The organism is Streptomyces lydicamycinicus, assembly GCF_000829715.2.
Lineage (GTDB): Bacteria > Actinomycetota > Actinomycetes > Streptomycetales > Streptomycetaceae > Streptomyces > Streptomyces lydicamycinicus.
On the sequence record NZ_BBNO01000001.1, the window covers coordinates 425406 to 444628 of the forward strand.

Annotated in this window: 19 protein-coding genes and 1 pseudogene; 11 read left to right on the forward strand and 9 right to left on the reverse strand. The window is 69.3% G+C overall.

From position 1 onward, the window contains the following. The first annotated feature begins 5 nt into the window (after window positions 1-5). On the forward strand, window positions 6-1214 hold the full coding sequence (locus tag TU31_RS01860; protein WP_078885556.1) for a DUF2786 domain-containing protein: 1209 nt from the start codon (window positions 6-8) through the stop codon (window positions 1212-1214). A gap of 52 nt (window positions 1215-1266) precedes the next feature. Here the strand turns inward: TU31_RS01860 and TU31_RS01865 are convergent, their stop codons facing one another. Further along, window positions 1267-2136: an AraC family transcriptional regulator gene (locus TU31_RS01865; RefSeq protein WP_275451767.1), complete on the reverse strand. Its 870-nt coding sequence runs from the start codon at window positions 2134-2136 to the stop codon at window positions 1267-1269. Window positions 2137-2161: 25 nt separating this feature from the next. Between TU31_RS01865 and TU31_RS01870 the strand changes: the two genes are divergently transcribed. Continuing rightward, window positions 2162-2734 (forward strand): class I SAM-dependent methyltransferase, encoded by a 573-nt coding sequence (locus tag TU31_RS01870; protein WP_181018511.1) that lies wholly within the window; start codon window positions 2162-2164, stop codon window positions 2732-2734. Between the two features lie 14 nt (window positions 2735-2748). Here the strand turns inward: TU31_RS01870 and TU31_RS01875 are convergent, their stop codons facing one another. Both TU31_RS01875 and TU31_RS01880 read right to left on the reverse strand, forming a co-directional pair. Continuing rightward, window positions 2749-3390 carry a response regulator gene (locus tag TU31_RS01875; protein WP_107070599.1) on the reverse strand — a complete coding sequence of 214 codons (642 nt, stop codon included), beginning with the start codon at window positions 3388-3390 and terminating at the stop codon, window positions 2749-2751. Then, a complete protein-coding gene (locus TU31_RS01880) occupies window positions 3377-4708 on the reverse strand; it encodes a sensor histidine kinase (protein ID WP_042147860.1) in 1332 nt (443 codons plus the stop codon). The genes TU31_RS01875 and TU31_RS01880 overlap by 14 nt, the downstream gene beginning before the upstream one ends. A 245-nt stretch (window positions 4709-4953) precedes the next feature. On the opposite strand from TU31_RS01880, the gene TU31_RS01885 reads away from it, so the two are divergent. The 3 genes from TU31_RS01885 to TU31_RS01895 all read left to right on the forward strand — a co-directional run bounded on the left by TU31_RS01885 (window position 4954) and on the right by TU31_RS01895 (window position 9012). After that, window positions 4954-5508, forward strand: a complete 555-nt coding sequence (locus TU31_RS01885; protein WP_042147862.1) for a hypothetical protein — start codon at window positions 4954-4956, stop codon at window positions 5506-5508. Window positions 5509-5759: 251 nt separating this feature from the next. Further along, the gene (locus tag TU31_RS01890; RefSeq protein WP_245698376.1) at window positions 5760-7763 is read left to right on the forward strand and encodes an alkaline phosphatase family protein; all 2004 of its coding nucleotides are present in this window, start codon (window positions 5760-5762) and stop codon (window positions 7761-7763) included. Between the two features lie 157 nt (window positions 7764-7920). Beyond that, window positions 7921-9012, forward strand: coding sequence for an endonuclease/exonuclease/phosphatase family protein (locus tag TU31_RS01895; protein WP_042147864.1), 1092 nt, complete (start codon window positions 7921-7923; stop codon window positions 9010-9012). Window positions 9013-9088: 76 nt separating this feature from the next. Here TU31_RS01895 and TU31_RS01900 read toward each other — a convergent pair whose 3' ends face one another. Further along, window positions 9089-9790, reverse strand: a complete 702-nt coding sequence (locus TU31_RS01900; protein ID WP_042147867.1) for a TetR/AcrR family transcriptional regulator — start codon at window positions 9788-9790, stop codon at window positions 9089-9091. Between the two features lie 117 nt (window positions 9791-9907). Further along, complete coding sequence (locus tag TU31_RS01905) at window positions 9908-10645, reverse strand: SDR family oxidoreductase (protein ID WP_042147869.1); 738 nt, start codon at window positions 10643-10645, stop codon at window positions 9908-9910. Window positions 10646-10852: 207 nt separating this feature from the next. Between TU31_RS01905 and TU31_RS01910 the strand changes: the two genes are divergently transcribed. Then, the gene (locus tag TU31_RS01910; RefSeq protein WP_042147877.1) at window positions 10853-11674 is read left to right on the forward strand and encodes a helix-turn-helix transcriptional regulator; all 822 of its coding nucleotides are present in this window, start codon (window positions 10853-10855) and stop codon (window positions 11672-11674) included. 172 nt (window positions 11675-11846) lie between these two features. Here TU31_RS01910 and TU31_RS01915 read toward each other — a convergent pair whose 3' ends face one another. The 3 genes from TU31_RS01915 to TU31_RS01925 all read right to left on the reverse strand — a co-directional run bounded on the left by TU31_RS01915 (window position 11847) and on the right by TU31_RS01925 (window position 14570). After that, entirely contained in the window at window positions 11847-12329 is a 483-nt protein-coding gene (locus TU31_RS01915) for a nucleoside deaminase (RefSeq protein ID WP_042149790.1), read from the reverse strand. A gap of 160 nt (window positions 12330-12489) precedes the next feature. Beyond that, a complete protein-coding gene (mgt, locus tag TU31_RS01920) occupies window positions 12490-13701 on the reverse strand; it encodes a macrolide-inactivating glycosyltransferase (protein WP_042147881.1) in 1212 nt (403 codons plus the stop codon). 602 nt (window positions 13702-14303) lie between these two features. Further along, window positions 14304-14570 (reverse strand): DUF6959 family protein, encoded by a 267-nt coding sequence (locus TU31_RS01925; protein WP_042149792.1) that lies wholly within the window; start codon window positions 14568-14570, stop codon window positions 14304-14306. Window positions 14571-14840: 270 nt separating this feature from the next. On the opposite strand from TU31_RS01925, the gene TU31_RS40520 reads away from it, so the two are divergent. Further along, window positions 14841-15407 carry an HNH endonuclease gene (locus TU31_RS40520; RefSeq protein ID WP_370682701.1) on the forward strand — a complete coding sequence of 189 codons (567 nt, stop codon included), beginning with the start codon at window positions 14841-14843 and terminating at the stop codon, window positions 15405-15407. Beyond that, window positions 15400-15579 (forward strand): hypothetical protein, encoded by a 180-nt coding sequence (locus tag TU31_RS01930; RefSeq protein WP_042147884.1) that lies wholly within the window; start codon window positions 15400-15402, stop codon window positions 15577-15579. The genes TU31_RS40520 and TU31_RS01930 overlap by 8 nt, the downstream gene beginning before the upstream one ends. On the opposite strand, the gene TU31_RS35750 is transcribed toward TU31_RS01930, so the two are convergent. After that, on the reverse strand, window positions 15566-16099 hold the full coding sequence (locus TU31_RS35750; RefSeq protein WP_052718799.1) for a DUF3885 domain-containing protein: 534 nt from the start codon (window positions 16097-16099) through the stop codon (window positions 15566-15568). The genes TU31_RS01930 and TU31_RS35750 overlap by 14 nt on opposite strands. Before the next feature lie 189 nt (window positions 16100-16288). Here TU31_RS35750 and TU31_RS01940 point away from each other — a divergent pair, with 189 nt between their 5' ends. The 3 genes and pseudogenes from TU31_RS01940 to TU31_RS01950 form a co-directional block, all read left to right on the forward strand. Continuing rightward, window positions 16289-16690, forward strand: a complete 402-nt coding sequence (locus TU31_RS01940) for a DUF5958 family protein (RefSeq protein ID WP_052718800.1) — start codon at window positions 16289-16291, stop codon at window positions 16688-16690. A gap of 175 nt (window positions 16691-16865) precedes the next feature. Continuing rightward, window positions 16866-18215, forward strand: a complete 1350-nt coding sequence (locus TU31_RS38450; protein WP_158894221.1) for a PIN-like domain-containing protein — start codon at window positions 16866-16868, stop codon at window positions 18213-18215. Window positions 18216-18323: 108 nt separating this feature from the next. Continuing rightward, window positions 18324-19190 (forward strand): annotated as a pseudogene (locus tag TU31_RS01950) (IS5 family transposase); the annotation flags it as partial. Window positions 19191-19223: the final 33 nt, after the last annotated feature.

A 19223-nucleotide genomic window follows, 5' to 3' on the forward strand; every position in this document is an offset into this window, starting at 1 on the left:
GGCAGGTGCTCGGCAGCGTCCGTTACGCGCCGGACGGCGAGCGGGCCGAGGACGCCATCGAGGCGGGCGCCTCGATGCTGGCGGCGGCCGAGGCCGGCTGGGCGGCGGTGAGCGCGGCGGTGGTCGAGGCCGCCGTGGCGGGCGTACGGCAGTGCTGGGCGGGCGGCTGGCAACCCGCCGACCTGGCGCGGATCGTACGGCGTGAGACCTCCGGCCCCGACCTGGTGGCGCTGGTCGTCGACGCCGTCGCGGCCGAGGCGGCCCGGGCGCCGGCCGCCCGCCCGGCTCCGGACCCGCGCTGGTCCGAGCAGCTGCGGCACCTCGGCGCCGAGGTCTGGTGGCCCGCCGACACCGGCTACCTCGACGCGCTGGCCAAGCGCCGCCGCGCCTCCCGCTTCGAGACCGCGTACGACGTGCTGGCCGCGCTGCGCCTCCTCGCCCGGCTGCCCCGGATCACCCCGCTGCCGGCCCCGCCGCGGCCCGGCACCAGGAGCGGGCCCGCCGGTGACGCCGCGGCACGCGCCCTCGGGCGGATCCGCGGTCTGCTCGCCAAGGCCGAGGCGACCGACTACGCCGAGGAGGCCGAGGCGCTGTCCGCCAAGGCGCAGGAGCTGATGGCCCGGCACAGCATCGATGAGGCGCTCCTCGACCGCGCGGACGGCACCCCGGGCGGCCGGACCGACGGCCCGTCAGCGATCCGTATCGGCATCGAGGGGCCCTACGAACAGGCCAAGGCGCTGCTGCTCGACGCGGTCGCGGCCGCCAACCGCTGTCAGGCCGTCTGGGCCGCCGACGTCGGCTTCTCCACCCTCATCGGCTTCGCACCCGACCTGGAGGCGGCCGAGATGCTCTACACCTCGCTGCTGCTCCAGGCCACCGCCGCGATGAACCGCGCGGGCGACGCCGTCCACGCCCGCGGCCGCTCCCGCCGCACCCGGGACTTCCGCCAGACCTTCCTCGTCGCCTACGCCGACCGCATCCGCGACCGGCTCGCGGCGGCCACCGCCGACGCCACGGCCGCCGCCACCGCCGAGTCCGCCCCCACGGCCCCCGACCTCCTCCCGGCCCTCGCCGCCCGCGCCCTCGCCGTCGAGGAGACCACCGGTGCCCTCTTCCCCGACACCGCCCCGGTCCGCCTCCGTGGCGTGCGCGACGCCGACGGCTGGCACCAGGGCAGAGCGGCGGCCGACCGGGCGAGGCTGGGGGAGGGGTGACCTCGCGGGCGGCGGCGGGCCCGGCAGCGGGCACGCTCCGCGCCGTCCGCCGCTAGGGGGCGAAGTACGCGCCCGGCGGCACCCCGACCGCCCGTCGGAAGGCCGCGACGAAGGCACTCGGGGAGGCATAGCCCACCCGCGCCGCCACCGCCGCCACCGTCGCGCCGCCGGCCAGCAGCGGCATCGCCGCCTGGAGCCGGATCCGGGTGCGCCACTGCCCGTACGGCATGCCGGTGTCCGCCACGAACGCCCGCGCCAGCGTCCGGCCGCTCGCGCCCACTCGGGGGCCCCACTCCGCCAGCGTCCGCCCGTCCGACGGATCGGTACGCAGCGCCTCCGCGACCCGGCGCGCCCGCGGGTCACGCGGCATCGGCGCCTGCACCGTGGCCACCGACACCGGCCGCAGCTGATCGAGGACCACGGCCTCGGCCCGTTCGCGCGGCGCCGGGTCCAGCGTGCCGTCCGAGAGGTACGAGATCAGCTCGCGCAGCAGGGGTGAGACGCCGACGACGGTGGGCGCGGACCAGTCGACCGGGCAGCGGTCCGGCAGGAAGTACAGGCTCCGGAAGAGGGCCGGGCCGGCGGCGCCGGTGGCGTGCGGGGTTCCGGCCGGGATCCACAGCGCCATGGACGGGGGCAGCACCCAGGTGTTGCCGGTGGCCCGTACGGCCAGAACTCCCCTTCGCGCCCAGGCCAGTTGATGGTGCTCATGGCGATGGCGGCCGAACCACTGCCCCCGGTCCATCGCGAAGCTCCCGACGACGACCGCCGCCCCCGCGGGCGGCCCCGGCGGCGCCACCTGACCGTCCGCCGCCTCGCGCCCGGCCGGCGGCTCCGCCTCGCCCAACACCCCGCTCCCGTCCGGCTGTTCACCGCTGTCCGTCCTGCGATACAACATGTCCCCCTGTCGCGTGGTGGTCACCGCGGCCGCTCCCTACGCTCGCCGCATGACCTCCATGAATCGCTATCACCAGTGGTTGTGCAACTCCCGGATGTGGGCCCGCGCGGTGGAGAAGGACCTGCTGCCCTGGGCGCTCGAAGACGTCCCCCTGGGCGCCGACACCCTGGAGATCGGGCCCGGATACGGTGCCACGACGCGGGTGCTGGCGCGGCGGACCGGCGGCCGGCTGAGCGTCCTCGAAGTCGACGAGGGACCGGCGGAGCGACTGCGTGCGGAGTACGGCGACCGGGTCGATGTCGTGCACGGCGACGGCTGCGCGATGCCGTTGCCGGACGGCCGCTTCGACGCCGTCCTCTGCTTCACGATGCTGCATCATGTGCCGTCGCCGCGGCAGCAGGACCAGCTCTTCGCGGAGGCGTTCCGGGTGCTGCGGCCGGGCGGCGTCTTCGCGGGCTGCGACGGCCTGGCCGGCTGGGGCTTCCGCCTCATCCACCTGCGGGACACCTATGTCCCGGTGCCGCCCCGGACCCTCCCGGACCGGCTGCGCGCCGCCGGTTTCCCCACCACCGACGTCAGCCTCAGAAAGGACAACTTCCGCTTCCGCGCCGTCCGTCCGTGAGCGGGCGACACCCCCTACGCCAGCAACCCGCGCTCCAGCGCCGTGATCACGGCGGCGGTCCGGTCCGACACCTCCAACTTCTTGAACGCCCGCAGGAGATGGGTCTTGACCGTCGCCTCACCGATGAACAGCTGCCGGCCGATCTCGGCATTGGTCAGCCCCTGACTGACCAGCCGCAGCACCTCGCACTCCCGGCCGGACAGCAGCGGCGCCTCCACCGCCCGCGCCCGGAACAGCTTCGGGGCCAGTGAAGGCGTCAGCACGGTCGCCCCGCGCGCCGCACCGTGCACCGCGTCGATCAGCTCCGCCCGGGAACTGCCCTTGAGGAGATAGCCGGCCGCGCCCGCCTCCACGGCGCGCAGGATGTCGCCGTCGTCCTCGTAGGTGGTGACGATGACCACCTTGGTGCGCGGCGACCTCCGCAGGATGTGGCCGGTGGCGGCGACCCCGTCCATCGCGCCCATCCGCAGATCCAGCAGCACCAGATCCGGGGTCAGCCGCTCGGTCAGCGTCACGGCCTCCTCACCGGAACCCGCCTGTCCCACGACCTCGATGCCCGGGTCGGATTCGAGCATCGCGCACAGGCCCTCGCGGACGACGGGATGATCGTCCGCGAGCAGCACCCGCACCACGGCCGGGTCCTCAACGCCCTTCATGTGCCGCCTCCATCCGCCGTTCCGCCACGTCGGCCCGCGGTGCCGACGGCCCGTCCGGCCGCCCCGCCGCCCCGTCCAAGGGCACCTTCACCTCGACGACGGTGCCCGCTCCCGGCTCGCTCAGCACGCTCATCGCCCCACCGATCTCCGCCAGCCGGGCCGCCATGCCCCGCAGCCCGAACCCGCTGTCCTCGTCCCCGCCGCCGGGCCCGTCCTGACCGCCCTCCGCCGCACCGCGCTCCGCCTCCGTGGCGTCGAACCCCTTGCCGTCATCGGTGACTAGGAGCCCGACGTGGCCCTCGTCGTACCGCAGCACCAGGTCCACCGTGCGGGCGTCGGCGTGCTTGCGCACATTGGTGCCGGCCTCCTGCGCGGCCCGCAGCAGGACGACATTGACCGCCATCGGCAGCGGCCGCTCGTCCCCCTCGACGGTGAACCGCGCCAGCAGCCCGGTCTGCGCTGCCAGCCCGTCCGCCTGCCGCCGCAGCGCCTGCGCCAGGGAACTCTCCCGCAGTGAAGCGGGCGTCCGGTCGGCGACGAAGGAACGGGCCTCCGCCAGGCTCTCCTTGGCCATCCGCCCGACCAGCGCGAGGTGCTTCCGGGCCACGGCGGGGGCGCCTTCCACCTCCGCATCGGCGGCCTGCACCAGGCTGATGATGCTGGTCAGGCTCTGCGCCAGGGTGTCGTGGATCTCCCGCGCCAGCCGCTCGCGCTCGGCGGAGATCCCGGCCTGGTGCGACAGCCGGGCCACCTGCTCGCGGTTCTTCCGCAGCTCCTCGATCAGTTCGGCGTGCTCCCTGTTCTGCCGTACCACCCTCTTGATCCACAGCCCGAGGAGCACGGACAGGGCGATCCCGAGCAGCGACGCCAGCAGCACGAACAGCATCAGCGGGGCGGTGGCGCCGCCCTGTAGCCACAGCATCGTGACGGGGACGAGATTGCCGAGTACGCCCGCCACCACGGCCGGCCGGGTGTCCAGGCTCATCATCAGCATCGGGACGAGCGCGAACAGCGCGAACGCACTCGTCAGATCCACCGCGGTGGCGAGCCCGAACAGCCCGAAGAGCCCACCGGCGAAGACCGCGTTCCGCCGGTCCCGCTCATGACGCAGCATCAACGGCCGCCCGATCCCCGCGTACCAGGGCACGGCCAGCGTCAGCGCACCGATGGCGATCAACCGCCCGGTCTGCGGTACGGCGGAGGTGAACACCAGCCCCGTGGTGACCAGATAGCAGATCACGAAGTAGCTGTCCCACAGCCCGAACCAACGCACCCGTGCGTCGGGCGCGCGCCGCGCCTCACGCGTCACCGTGTCCATCCCCCTGCATTCGAACGGCCCCGCACCGGGGCGCGGGCGCCATCGTGCCACCGCGGCCCCAGTCCTATCACCCCCGCTTCCGCCTCGGCCGCGCTGTCCACCGACCGGTGGACAGCTGAATCCACCGGCCGGTCGTACCCCCACAACAAGGTGCCGCCATAACGTCGTTGACGGCGGTCGGCGGACAGCGCAGAAACCGCCGGAGCAACAGACCTCGCAGCATTGCGGAAAGGCCCCGGATTTCCATGAACCACCTGAGTCAGTTCGTTATCGCGCTGATTGCCAGCGCCTCCATTCTCACCATCATCCTGGCGACCGACCTGGGCCGCCGCCGGGTCACCAATATGCGGATGCTGCGCTCCGTACTCGCGGTCGCCGTCATCATCGCGATCTTCGTGGACTCCTTCCCGACCTCGGGGAACGCCCCGTCCTTCCAGCTCATCGGCGTCGGCGTGGGCGTGATCTGCGGTCTGGTCGCCGGCGCCCTGCTCCCCGCCCACCGTGGCGCCGACGGGCAGATCTACACCATCGGCGGATTCGGCTACGCCCTGGTCTGGATCGTCCTCTCCAGCGCCCGCGTCCTTTTCGCCTACGGCGCCGAGCACTGGTTCGCCGAGGGCCTGGTCCGTTTCAGCATCGAAAATGAGCTCAGCGGTCCGGACGTCTACTCCAACGCCTTTGTCTTCATGTCCCTCGCCATGGTTCTCACCCGCACCGCGGTGCTGGTGGCCAAGCGCCGCCGCATTCGCCTTTCGCCCGCGGAGCCGGCCGGCAAGGAAGAGCAGCCGGCCGCGGTCTGAGGGCTGTCCCGCGATAGATATCTGCGCCGTATGCCGCGAATGTGCTCGGGGATATCCCGGGCACATCCGCTTTTGGGTGAGATGGCGGTGGGCGCCTGTAGGGCGGTTGGTGGCGCGGCCGTCCGAGCGCGATCCCGACGAGGGACCAAGATTGAACCGAAGCCGCCGGCCGCACGTACAGATAACGGCGGCCGAATCCCCGGTTCCGGTCCGCCGTGCCACCACCGGCCTCGCACGGAAGGACCTTCGGGTTGCCGCACTCCACGCGCCTCAGCCAGCCGCCGAACACGAAGAAGGCAACCACGACAAAGGCCCCGCCGCCGGACGGCCCTCCGGAACAGACGCCGGACGGCCCTCCGGAGCAGACGCCGGACGGGACCGCCGCCGACCAGACGACTGCCGACCAGACCACCGCCGGCCAGACCACTGCCGACCAGGCGTCCGCGACCAGCGGTTCGACCGGTGACACCGCCACCGCCCCGACCGCTGACGCCGCCGCCGACCAAGAGGTCGTCACAGACGAGGAGGCCCTCGCCGGCCGCGGCTGGCGGGACCGGTATCCGGCCGTGGCGCGGGCCGTGGGGCGGACGGTCACCGCGCTGGCCGCCGTACTGGTGCTCTCCGCGCTCCTGCTGCCGAATCAGCTCACCCGCCTCACCCCCGCCGAGTTCCTGCGAATCCCGGTGGAGGGCATCTTCGGCGCGGCCCTCCTTCTGCTCCTGCCGCCCAGGGCGCGGCGGGTGGCGGCTGTGGTCGCCGGCGTCGGCCTCGGCCTGCGGACCCTCCTGAACTGCCTCGACATGGGCTTCTATTCGGTGCTCGCGCGGCCCTTCGACCCGGTGCTCGACTGGGGCCTGTTCGAGGACGCCGAGTCGTTCCTCAAGGACTCGATAGGTCAGGCGGGCGCGATCGGCGCCGTGGCCGGCGTCGTGCTCCTCGTGCTCGCCCTGCTTGTCCTCATGACCTTGGCGGTCGTCCGGCTCACCCGCCTCCTGGTGCGGCACAGCGCCGTGGCGACCCGTACCACCCTCGTACTCGGCACCGTCTGGATCACCTGCGCGGCGCTCGGTGTACAGCTCGCCGGTGTCCCGGTCGCCGCCACGAACACCGCCGACCTCGTCCGGGACAGCGCGCAGCGGCTGCGCGCGAGCCTGGCCGACCAGCAGGTGTTCGCCAAGGAAGCGGGCGTCGACGCCTTCCGCGACACCCCGCCCGACCAACTGCTGACCGGACTGCGCGGCAAGGACGTCATCTTCACCTTCATCGAGAGCTACGGCCGCAGCGCGATCGCGGACCCCGCGATGGCGTCACAGGTCGACGCGGTGCTCAAGGACGGGACCAAGCGGCTGCGCAAGGCCGGGTTCGCCTCCCGGAGCGCCTGGCTCACCTCACCGACGGCGGGCGGCGGCAGTTGGCTGGCCCACTCCACGTTCATGTCCGGCCTGTGGATCAAGAACCAGCAGCGCTACCGCACCGTCACCTCCAGCGACCGCATGCCGCTCACCGACGCCTTCAAGCGCTCCGGTGCCTGGCGCACGGCCGGCATCATGCCGGGCGTCACCCGCTCCTGGCCCGAGGGCAAGTTCTACGGCCTCGACCACGTCTACGACACCCACCATCTCGGCTACCGGGGCCCGCAGTTCAGCTGGTCGCGGGTGCCCGACCAATACAGCCTGTCGGCCTTTGAACGCCTGGAGCACGGCAAGCGCCATGACAAGCCGCTGATGTCGGAGATCATCCTCGTCTCCAGCCACAACCCCTGGGCGCCCATCCCCAAGATGATCGGCTGGGACGAACTCGGCGACGGCTCGGTCTACGACGCCATCAAGAAGGCGGGCAAGGACCCCAAGGAGGTGTGGAAGGACCCCGCACAGGTACGGAACGAGTACCGCCGCGCGATCCAGTACTCGCTGCACAGCCTCATCTCGTACATGGAGAAGTACGGCAACAAGAACACCGTGCTCGTCTTCCTCGGCGACCACCAGCCCGTCCCGACCGTCACCGGCGAGCACGCCAGCCGGGACGTACCGGTCGCACTGGTCGCCCACGACCCCGCCGTACTGGACCGGATCTCCGGCTGGAACTGGCAGAACGGCCTGAAGCCCGGCCCGAAGACCCCGGTCTGGCGGATGGACACCTTCCGCGACCGCTTCCTGACGGCGTTCGGACCCCGGCCGGGAGAGAAGCCTGAAGAGAAGCCGGAAGAAGAGCCGGGAGAGAAGGCGGAAGGAAAGCCGGGGCGGTCGGGACACTGACCTCGGGACATTGACCGTAGGGTCGGCGGACCCCCACCCCCACCGCTGCGAGAGCCCGCTCCGCCGCTGACGCCCAGGGCCGCTCCCCCGGGAGCGGCCCTGCTCCGTTCGACAGCCATGGCACACGGCCGGAGAATCGGAAGTGTGAGGAGGGGCCATGAGCATTCGCATAGCCACTTTCAACTGCGAGAACCTCTTCCGGAGGCCCATCGTCTTCAGCACCGGTGGCGAACCGGAGCACAACGCCATTCTGGAGGACTTCAGGAAACTTGTCGAAACCCTCGATCACCAGACGTATTCGGCCAACGACAGGAAAAAGATCATCGACCTGCTCAAGAAGCACAGCGTCGATGTCTCCCAGGAAATCTCCACCCAGACGATCCTGGTGAACGAGCCGCGCGGTCAGGCCCGGCTGCTCAAGGGTGAGGGCAGGAACATCGAGGTCAGGGCCGAGGTCGCGGGACGGGCCGACTGGGTCGGCTGGGTCGAACTGGCCAAGGGCGACCTCAGCTGGGACGCCGTCAAGAACACCGCCAGGGTGATCGCCGAGGTGAACGCCGACATACTGCTGACGGTCGAAGTCGAGGACCGGCTCACCCTGCACCGCTTCAACAAGCAGGTGCTGGCGGGCCAATTCGACGCGGAACCCTATCCGTTCAACATGCTGATCGACGGCAATGACATTCGCGGTATCGACGTCGGGCTGTTCAGCCGGCACCCGATCACCTCCATACGCTCGCACATCTTCGATACGAAGGATTCCCGGGAAATCTTCAGCCGGGACTGCCCGGAATTCGAGATCGACATCGATGGCGAACCGCTCTGGCTCCTCGGGAACCACTTCAAGAGCAAGCGTGGCGGTGGAGGCGCCGACAAGCGCAAGCTCCAAGGCGAGCGTGTCGCCCAGCTCTACCGGGCCGCACTCAAGCGCTCGGCCCATGTCGTGGTCGCCGGGGACCTCAACGACAACCCAGGCAGCCCGCCGCTCACGTTCCTTGAGGCCACCAGCCTGAAGGACGCGATGACCCACGACAGTTACGAGGGGCCGCCCGGCACCCACGGGAAGTGCACGAGCCCCAGCGACAAGATCGACTACCTGATGTTCTCGCCGGAGCTGTTCGCCAAGGTGGACAAGGTCGAGGTGGAGCGTCGTGGGATCTTCGAGTTCGGGACCCCGTTCGACACCGTGACCGGACCCGACGACCAGGCTTCCGACCACGCTGCCATCGTCACCGAACTGGACCTGTAGGAGAGTTCGGCACGTCGGGACCGGGCGGGTGCGCCGTGCAGCGCGCCCCACTTGGGCCGCCGCACCACCCAACCCGTCACATCCCAGCCGTCAGCCCATCGATCATGCGGTCGAGCAGGCGGTCGAACACGGCCTGCGGTGCCGAGTCAGGACCCGGCACCGCCAGGGCCTGCGCGAGGTGGGGATAGCGGCCCTCGGTGGCAACCGACCGGAGGTAACGGGCCTGCGCGTCCAGGAGTTCGCCGGAGGTGGGCCCACCGGCTTCGACCGCCCGCTCCTGGGCGAGTTCATAGGAAACATGGCTGGCCACGAAGCCGGTGAGCAGGCTGAACGTCTCCAGCCGGGCAGGGGCCTCCAGGCCGACGGGGGCGAGCACGGCGAGGGCGTACTCCAGGGCGGCGAGCGCGTTCGGGCCGAGCGTCTGCCGGGCCGAGAGCGCCCCGGGGAGCCACGGATGGCGCCGCATGATCGTGCGCTGCTCCTGCGCGAACTGTCGCAGGTCGGCCCGCCAGTTGCCGGACGGCGCAGCCGGCAGCGCGTGGTCGCCGCTCACCTGGTCGATCATCAGCTCCAGCAGCGTCTCCTTGTTGGGGACGTAGCTGTAGAGAGACATCGTGCCGGCCCCGATCCGGGCCGCGACCGCGCGCATGGTGACCGCGGCGAGCCCTTCGGCATCGGCGAGGGCAATGGCCGCGGTGGTGATCGCGGCGCGGCTGTGGGCCGGCGGCCGCCCCCGCCGCGGGCGTTCGGCCTGCGACCAGAGCTGCTCGGGATCCACACCGGCACTACGGCCGGCTGAGCCTGTACGGGGCACGGCAACCTCTCCTCACTCCTGGCGCCATCCAATCACCCCGCCTCGCACACACCGCACGCCGTACGGGAATTCCGCCCGCCGTCAGCCCTGGGCGACCGGCCGGACGACGACCTCGTTCACATCGACCGCGGCGGGCTGCTCGATGGCGAACGCGATGGCGCGGGCGATCGCGTCGGGCGGTATGGCGATGTCGTCCCGCATCTTCGTGATCTCCGCCCGGACCCGGCCGTTGCTCGACGCCTCGGCGAAGTCGGTGGCGGTCACCCCGGGCGAGACGGTGGTCACCCGCAGCGCGTCGCCGGCCTCCTGACGCAGCCCTTCGCAGATCGCCCGGACCGCGTACTTGGTGCCGGCGTAGACCGCCATGGCCGGGACGACGCGAAAGGCGGCGGTGGAGGCGATGGTGACGAAGTGCCCGGCGCCCTGTGCGCGGAAGACCGGCAGTGCGGCGGCGATGCCGTGCAGCACGCCCTTCACATTGACGTCGACCATCCGGTCCCACTCCTCGACGCGCAGATCGTCGAGCGGCGAGATCGTGCCGGCCCCGGCATTGCTGACCAGGACGTCGAGCCGGCCGAAGCGCTCACGGGCCAGCGCGACCAGGGCGTGCAGGTCGTCCCGCCGGGTCACATCGGTGCGGAGCTGCACGGCCGCGCCACCCGCCCGCTCGATCCGGGCCACCAACTCCGCCAGCCGCTCGGACCGCCGCGCACCGAGAACCAGCCGCGCGCCGCGCTCGGCGAGCAACAACGCGGTCGCCGCACCGATACCACTGCTGGCTCCCGTAACAGCCACCACTTTTCCTTCAATTCCAGACATGAGGAACTTCCTTCCTTCTCGGCCGGGGGGGAGGGAGGGCCGGGAGGAGGCGTCGTAGCTGTCGCAGTTGTCGCAGCCGTCGCAGCAGCTCGGTCAGAGCCGCCGGCACCGCATCACGCTGCTTTTCGGCGTCCGGCCCTCGCCCACCACTCTCCAGCAGCCTTAGCCTGGTATCCAGAACGTACTTATTCTGGAACTGAGGCTGCTATGCCCCCGTCATCGGACCAACGTCAGCAGCTGGCTGCGTTCCTGCGCAGTCGGCGGGAACGCCTCACTCCGGCCGAGGTCGGCCTGCCGCAGACCGCCCGTCGCCGCACGCCGGGCCTGCGCCGCGAGGAGCTGGCGCTGCTGGCCGGCATCAGCGCCACCTGGTACACGTACCTGGAGCAAGGACGCGAGATCCGCGCCTCCGAACAGGTGCTGACCGCCCTGTCCACCGCACTACGGCTCGACCGCCATGAGCGCGCCCACCTTCTCCAGCTGGCCGGTCACGCTCCCGCGGACGAACCCGAGCACCGCGAACCGCTCACCCCCGAGGCCGCGGCCGTACCGCTCCTGCTCCAGCCCCACCCCGCGTACCTCATCGACGGCACCTACGACGTCCTCAGCCACAACCAGGCGGCCGAAGCCCTCTTCCCCCGCCTCATCGACCACGAGGCAACGAGCCCGCCCAACTTCCTCCGCTGGACGTTCCTCGAACCGGCCGCCCGCGACATCGTGCTCGACTGGGAACCCGAGGCCCGCGCCCTGCTGGCCCGGCTCCGAACCCTGTCCGAACGCCACCCCGCCGACCCGCGCTACCCCCGCCTCATCGACGAGTTGACCACCCACAGCCCGGAAGCACGCGCCTGGTGGCCCCACTACGAGGTGCAGCCCCGCCACAGCGGCCACAAACGCCTGCACCACCCGCAACGCGGACCGGTTGAATACGCCTACACCGCCTTCCACCTGGCCGAACAGCGGGAGCAGACACTGGTGGTCTACATCGATGCGGCGGCGGCATCCGACCGGCCGCTCCCCGGGCTTTGAGCGCAGCTACCGGGTACGCGTCCCGCCAGGGCCGTTCGCGACGGTGCGGCCGGCGCTGCTTGATGCGGCCGGCGGTCTTGAGGAGACCGACGGCGCGTGATGAGACGACGGTGCTTGAGGAGACCGACGGCGCTTGAGGAGGAGGTGGCGTGTCAGGGCGTGCCAGGGCACATCAGGACGCGCGGTGAAAGCGGCGGTGCAGCTCACGCACCTGCTCCGCGAGGCCGGGAACCGGGCCCTCCACCACGAGGTCGGGAACGACGTCCCGGATCGGGAGGGCGCGTACGGGAGGGGCGGGAACCTCCAGCTCGCCGAGCCAGGCCATCAGTTGCTCGGAGGAGCTCACGTACACGATGCGCCCCAGCCCGGCCCAGCCGTGCGCTGCGGCGCACATCGGGCAGTGCTCACCGGAGGTGTAGACGGTCGCCGCCGCTCGTTCCTCGGGGGACAGGTGCGCCGAGGACCAGCGCGCCAGCTCGAATTCCGGGTGACGGGTCCGGTCGCCGGAGGCCACCCGGTTGTGGTCCTCGGCGAGGACACTCCCGTCCCCGCCGACGAGCACGGAGCCGAACGGTTCGTCGCCCGCCTCCAGCGCCTCGGTCGCCAGCTCCACACAGCGGCGCAGGTGCCGCAGTTCGTTCTCGTTCACGACGATGCTCCCAGCACGCGGTCTCCAGGGATGCCAAGCCTTCGCCCCCCTCGACACGCCCGGATCAGCCACCGTGCGGGACCCCGTACGGCACACCCCGTACGGCACGCGCCCCGCCCGGCTGTTGCCGCACTCCCCGGCTGTTGCCGCACCCACGGCTGTTGTCTCACTCCACAGGCAGCTCGGCCTCGATGAGGTCGGCCGCCCGCTGGGTGCCGCCCTCGTCGGCCATCTCCCGCTGGACGGCCGCGAGCCGCCGTGCCACTTCCGGGTCCTCGACGAGCGCGAGCACCGCCGCACGGAGCGTGTCGGCGTCCGCCTCGTCCATCGGCACATGGCGGGCCACGCCGAGCCCCTGAAGCATGTCCGCGTTACCGAACTGGTCGACGGCCTGCGGGACGGCCACCATGGGCGTGGCAGTGGCCAGACCCTCCTGACTGCCACCCGCGCCGGCATGCGTGATGAACGCGTCGGCCTTCCTCAGGATCGCCAACTGCGGTACCCACTGCCGCACTTCGATGTTCCCGGGGATCTCCCCGAGCTCCTCCGCGGTGACATGCTTGCCCACCTGGAGCACGACATGCCAGCCCGGCAGATCGCCGAACGCCTTGACGCACTCGCGGTAGAAACCGGCCTGCTTGGTGAAGGACGAGCCGAGCGAGACCAGCAACACGCGCTCGGCGCCCCCGGGCCGCTCCCAGCCCCCCTGCGCCGCACGCTCCCCCTGGCAGGCGCCGACGAACGAGTGGACCTTCTCATCCACCCGGTCGGCATGCGGCTGAAGTGCCTTGGGGATGAGCACGATCGAACGACCCGGCCGGCCGACGAACGGATCGGGATGCTGCGTGATCCCGTTCTCCGTAAGCCAGTTGCTGAACTTCTCGTAGTAGGCCCGCCCACGCTCGGTCGCCCTGGGCTCCGCCCACATCGGCTCGGCGACCTCCTCCTCATACCCCTCCCACGCCACGAGGTTCGGCGAAAGCGAGACCGCCGGCACCCCCCAGCGATGCGCAAGAACACGCGCCGGGTACGAGGTGATGTCATGCAGCACAAGATCCGGCTCATCCCCGCGATAGGCGTCGATGAGCTGCGGCAGCACCTGAATCGCGTCATTCAGAAACGGCTCGACGTTGTCGAGAAGCGTGGTCCCCCATGCCGACGGGTCATCATCCGGCGACGGCAACGTCGTGCGATACAGCACCGGCTCCGCCCCGGTCTCGGCAACCTTCTCCGCAAAAAGATGCGGGATCGCGTACGTGACACGGTGCCCCCGGGCGACGAGCTCGCGGATCACTTCGAGGCTCGGGTTCACGTGCCCGTGGGCGGCGATGGAGAACATGGCGATATGGGCACGCTTGGGGTGTTCCGGGGTCGTCATGCCCTCAAGGTAAGCGAGACGATACGTCTCGTGCAACCTATTTCCGGTTGAACCTGCCCCGCCCGCCCGGGGATCCGGGCGGGCGGGGCAGGTGATTTGCGGGGCGGCCTGCGCAGGTAATGGCAGGGATGTGAGCGCTCAGGCATCGTCCCGGGTCGGGCAAGGCTCTGGTGTCGACGGACGCACGGGCGCCGACATACGCCCCGTTGAAATCTCTTTCCGTGATAATTCTGCGCAGAAGAGTGGAGGGAATCCGCCGTAGATGCTCATGTCGGAAGTTGACTCCGTGAGGCGCGGCGGACCTGACGGCCCAGCCGACTGCCTTGGAAGTGCCACCAGGCATGGTTGTCGCTTGATCGGTGCCGCATCCGGGTCGACTTCTCTCGCCCTGCCGCACGAATCCTGCTCGGCTTCGTGGCAGGCGTTGGGTGGCACCGGGCATCGTTCGCCGCCCCACAACCGCACCAGAGCGAGCGGGGAACAGCGGAGAATCACAGTGAAGGCAGCGAAGCCTGATGAGGCCGCACTCCGGCCGTTCTCCCAAGTCAGCGTCCAAACCGGCCACGAATGATCGCAGCTTCCCAAGCTGATGGCCCGGCAGCTCAGTACGGCCGCGGAATCTCGTGCTCGGCCAACGCGGCCTCGTACCGCGCCAGCAGAGCATCCAGGTTCGCAAGGAGAAAGCTGGCGGACTCCCGAGCTTCAACCAGATCGCCTCGCTCGCATGCCTCCACCACCTCGGCCACGTCGCTGCGGAGGATGTGAAGGGAGTCGCCCTGTACTAAGACCCCAGGGAACCGTCTGCCAGGCATGCGCACCACGGCGTCGTTGACGCCATCTGTGAACAGTGCGGCCTCAATGCGCTCCATCGTGCCATCCAACCTGACATCACCAGCTGACATCAACGACGTTGGACCGAGGCGGGCTTGAGCGCTCACGCGCGCCATACCGGTAGGAGCACAAGGGTCGTATGAGAGACGCTCGATCGAACTCCTAAAGCGGTGTTCATGCACGTATTCGGGCCGTGCCTGTGGGTCGGGACCGGTCCGAATGCGTCCGCCGCGTCCGCGGGTGTCGGTGTCAGTGGCTAGTGGCATGCTCTTGCTGCTCTGAGACAACGCAGAGGGGGCGGCATGTCCATGCCGAGCAAGTGGGAGATTGCACAGTTTTGGGAGCAAGGTCGGAACCGCGATGAGTTCGCTCCTCATCTGTCTCTTGTTGAACCATGCTGCTTCGCATGCGGATGGTTCTCCGAATGCTGGGAGGAGAAGACCCCTCGGGCTCGCTGGCGTCGCGCCCGCCTAGAACGAGCCCACATAGTGCCTCGAAGCCTCGGCGGTCCAGATACCGCCGATAATCTGCTTCTACTCTGCCGGCCATGCCATGAGGACTCCCCTGACTGGGCCGACCCACGGCAGATGGCCCGCTGGATCGCGACTAGGGCGGAGCGGCCAAGCAAAGAGGTGGAGACTTTCCAGGCATGGTTTGCCGCTGCCAGTGAGGCACCAGAGTTCAGGGATGCCGTTGCCTCTGTCGCCACGGAGCAGAACGCGCAAGAGCGAGTGATGGATCTCCTTCAGGGCCTAATGGCGCAGGCGGGAACGCACTTCGCTGTTGGGACCAGCCCGGGCACGCGTGTCGCTGTACTTCGGACAGCTGCCGAGCGAATCCGCAGTTGGGACAAGCATGGAATGTCAGATGGCTGATGATCTCGTGCAGGGCTGGGATGACGAGGCTGAGTATCACGCGGCGGTTGGTTGTTCCTGGCTCGTGATCGTCATCGCGCTGGTGTGCGTCGGGGTTGTGATCGGTGTCGCGCTCGTTGGCGTGTTCGGAGTCTTCGGGGCCTCCGAGGTGTTGTCGATCATCTCCGGCTGACACCAACAGCGGCGGACGCCGGGAGACCCGAGCGGTGCACCGTGGCCGGGGGCGTACGGCACACATGCCTCGGCAGGCGGCTGGGTACGTTGTCTGCGACTTCCCGGAGGATTCCGTCGACGCTGCCTCGTTGCCAGGGGCGGCGGTCGGCGTAGAGGTGTGTGTACGTGTGGAACTCGGGGTCGGCTTCGTTGGCGATGGTCATCCGGAATGAGCCGTCGGGGTGCACCTCGCGCCGCCGCGTGGGGAGCTCCGGGCCAGTCGGTTCGCTGGACCAGGCCATGGTCAGCACGTAGATGTCGGTGCCGGCGAAGAGCTCTTCCAGGACCGTGTTGCTGCGGTCTAGGACCACGGCGTATTCGTCCTCGGTCTCCGGGTGGCGCTTCGAGCCGGGGAGGCTGTGGAAGCGCACGCAGCGGTCGCTGTAGGCAGCGCGTAGCTCGTGGGCGAGGGGCGGTCCCAGGGGCCACTGCCGCTGCCACAGTTCGGAGAGATGATCGCGGTCGAGATGGCGGCTCATCCGTCGGCGGGTGCCACCCCCACCGGGCAGCTCACCAGCGTCCCCCATCCCGCAGTACCCCGGCGGGTTCTTGTCCAGGTACTGCTGGTCTCTGAGGCCGCCTGCACCATTGCTGAGGTGCTTGGGACCGGCCCCTGATTGCATTGCAGAGGGCGGGGTGACGCGGTGCCTCGCCGGAAGGGTGGGGACGTGTACGAGCGTGAGGTCGTCGTCAACGAGCTTGCCCAAGGGCTTCGTCCTATGGCGGAGGGCACGGCGTGGTTCGCCGGCTGTCCCGAGGTCGAGCAACGTCTGGTCGTCAGGGAGCTGGTGCATTTCTGCATCCAGGCACGTGCGACAGAGGAAGACGCCCAGGAGGCCATCGCGCGCTCCGGCCTACGCCCGACGTACACACCGGCTGTGATGCTGACCCGATGGCGGCTCCACATGTCCGCACTCCCGCCTTACGACCTTCCCAGGGCGTTTCGGCTGTTGATCGCGCTGCTGGCCATCGCCGATACCCGCCGACGTGAGCGCTACTGCGTCGGCGGGTGCGGGCACGAGTGGCATCAGCTGGCTCGCAGTACAGGCGCGGGACTGTCTGCTAGCTGATCAGCCTTCGGCTGGCGCCACGCCGACGGGGCAAGACACCCCCGTCCCCACGAGTCTGCCCTGCCATGTGACCACTTGCTGCTGATCGGCCGCCGGCGCCGCCTGAGTGCCTGGTCTCGCAAGCAATGTCTGCAAGGGAGCAGCGAACCGTCGCCCTCTGATGCAGGATCAGGGTGTGACTGATCCCACTGCTGTAGACGACTCCACGCCCCAACAGGCCCAGATTCATCCGAAACTGGGCATCTTCGATGGATTCGAGAGCTATCGCTCGCCATCTGAGGGCGATCTGGCGCGGGTGATGAACGCGGGATTGGTTGTGGCCGACGCTAACGTCCTGCTCGACCTTTACCGATACACGGAGCAGGGACGTCAGCTTCTGTTGTCAGTCATGGCGAAACTGGGCAACCAGCTTTGGATCCCTAACCAGGTGCTCGTTGAGTTCTGGCGCCACCGCCTCGAAACAGTCAGCGCTCCTAAGGCTTCTGCTGCGAGTGCAATCAAGGAGCTGCAGGACATCAAGGGAAGAGCGACCGGTGTTCTCCGTAATTGGGCTGGCCGATTTGCTCTTCCAGAAGATGAGTTGGGAAGGATCTTTGAGGATCTCAATAACGGGTTCGAGGCGGCAACCAAGGCAGTAGATGATCTTGTCGTGAAACATGCAGGGCCTGCCGACCGTGACACTGCAGCAGATCCGGTCGTCGCGGCTCTGGAGAAGGCCCTGACGGCTCGCGTCGGGGCCCCTCTGTCGCCAGAAAGGTACAAAGAGGTCGTCCTGGAGGGGCAGCGCCGCGTCACACAAAAGATCCCGCCGGGTTACATGGATGCTGGCAAGGGGGACAACGCCGCCGGAGACTTCTTGGTGTGGAGCCAGATCCTCGATGAGGCGCGCCTCCGCAAGTGCGATGTCTTGCTCGTCACCGGTGACGTGAAGGAGGACTGGTGGCGTAGGGACAACCGACAAGCTAGCGGACCAAGGCAAGAGTTGATTGATGAAATGTCCCGCGAGGCTGGTACCCGACTGTACATGCTTACGCCGCGCCAATTCACGGCTCTCGGTGCGTCCGTCTTTGCCATCGATGCAGCTGAGACGGGATTGGACGATATCGACCGTGTGGATCGCTCTCGGGAGGAAGTGACGGAGGAGGTCGCCGAGACTCTGCAGGGCTTGTGGAATCCGTCGGCTGTAGAAGCACTGCTCGAGAAGCTTGTTTCGGGTGGCTATGAGGACCGTGCCGCCGTCATCAGGTGGGCTGCAGACAACGAAGGATTCGTGAGCCACGAGACGATCAGGGAGCTGTGTCACTACTCCCCGGAGGCCAAACTGAACGGCCTGGTGCGTCCCATCAGCCGGTTCACTACCGATCTTCAGGCTGCGGGGTTGCTGCCCCATCACGTCGCTCCACTGCTACAGGCTGTCTACGATCCCAACTACAGTTACGTGAAGGCGTCAGGATTTCGCCTTCACGCCTCTGCCGAGCCTTTGGTACAGGCATTGGCCGAGGCGGAAGGGGACGATCCCGAGTGACCGGGTAGCTAGAGGCAGTCCGGCCCGTGGCGAGGGGGAGACGAGTCATCTAGGCCGTGTTTTGGAAGTAGCTCCTGCCCTCGCCTCATGCCGTGATGATCCAGGTGTGGGCGTGGAGATCTTTCGGATGAGCAGTGGTCGGTGCTGGAGCCGTTGTTGCCGGTGGCTGGGGTGGGGCGTCCGGCTCGAAACCAGCGGAAGCTGATCGACGGGGTGCGGTGGCGGGTACGGACCGGTGTGCCGTGGAGGGATTTGCCGGTGGAGTACGGGCATTGGCAGACCGTGTACGGGCTCTTCAGACGGTGGCAGCGTGCGGGGGTATGGGCCCGGATCCTGGTCGAGTCGCAGGTCAGGGCCGATACGGCGGGCCGGATCGAGTGGTCGGTGAACGTCGACTCGACGGTCTGCCGGGCACATCAGCACGCTGCTGGCGCCCGGCGGGACGGAGCCCAGCAGAAGGAACCGCCGGGCGGAGGCCGGACCGAGCCCGACGATCACGGGCTGGGTCGGTCACGGGGTGGGTTCTCGACGAAGATTCATCTCGCTTGCGAACAGGGCCAGAAGCCGTTGTCGCTGCTGGTCACCGCGGGACAGGCGGGTGACAGCCCGCAGTTCGTGCCGGTCCTGGAGGCGATCCGCGTGCCACGTCATGCTGTGGGAGGTCCCCGGGTGAGTCCGTGGCGGGTGCGGGGTGACAAGGCGTACTCTTCACACGCTAACCGCGCCTACTTGCGGCGGCGCGGCATCAGGTGCACGGTTCCCGAACCGGCCGACCAGATCCGCAACTGCAAGCGACGTGGCAGGGCCGGTGGCCGCCCGCCCGCCTTCGACCGGCAGGACTACAAGGCCCGGCATGCGGTCGAGTGCGGGATCAGCCGCCTCAAGCAGCACCGGGCCGTGGCCACCCGCTACGACAAACTCGCCGCCCGTTTCGAAGCGACAGTCCAGATCGCGGCCATCCACCAGTGGCTGTGAACCTCCGCGTCCCCGGCACTCGTGCCATGTTGA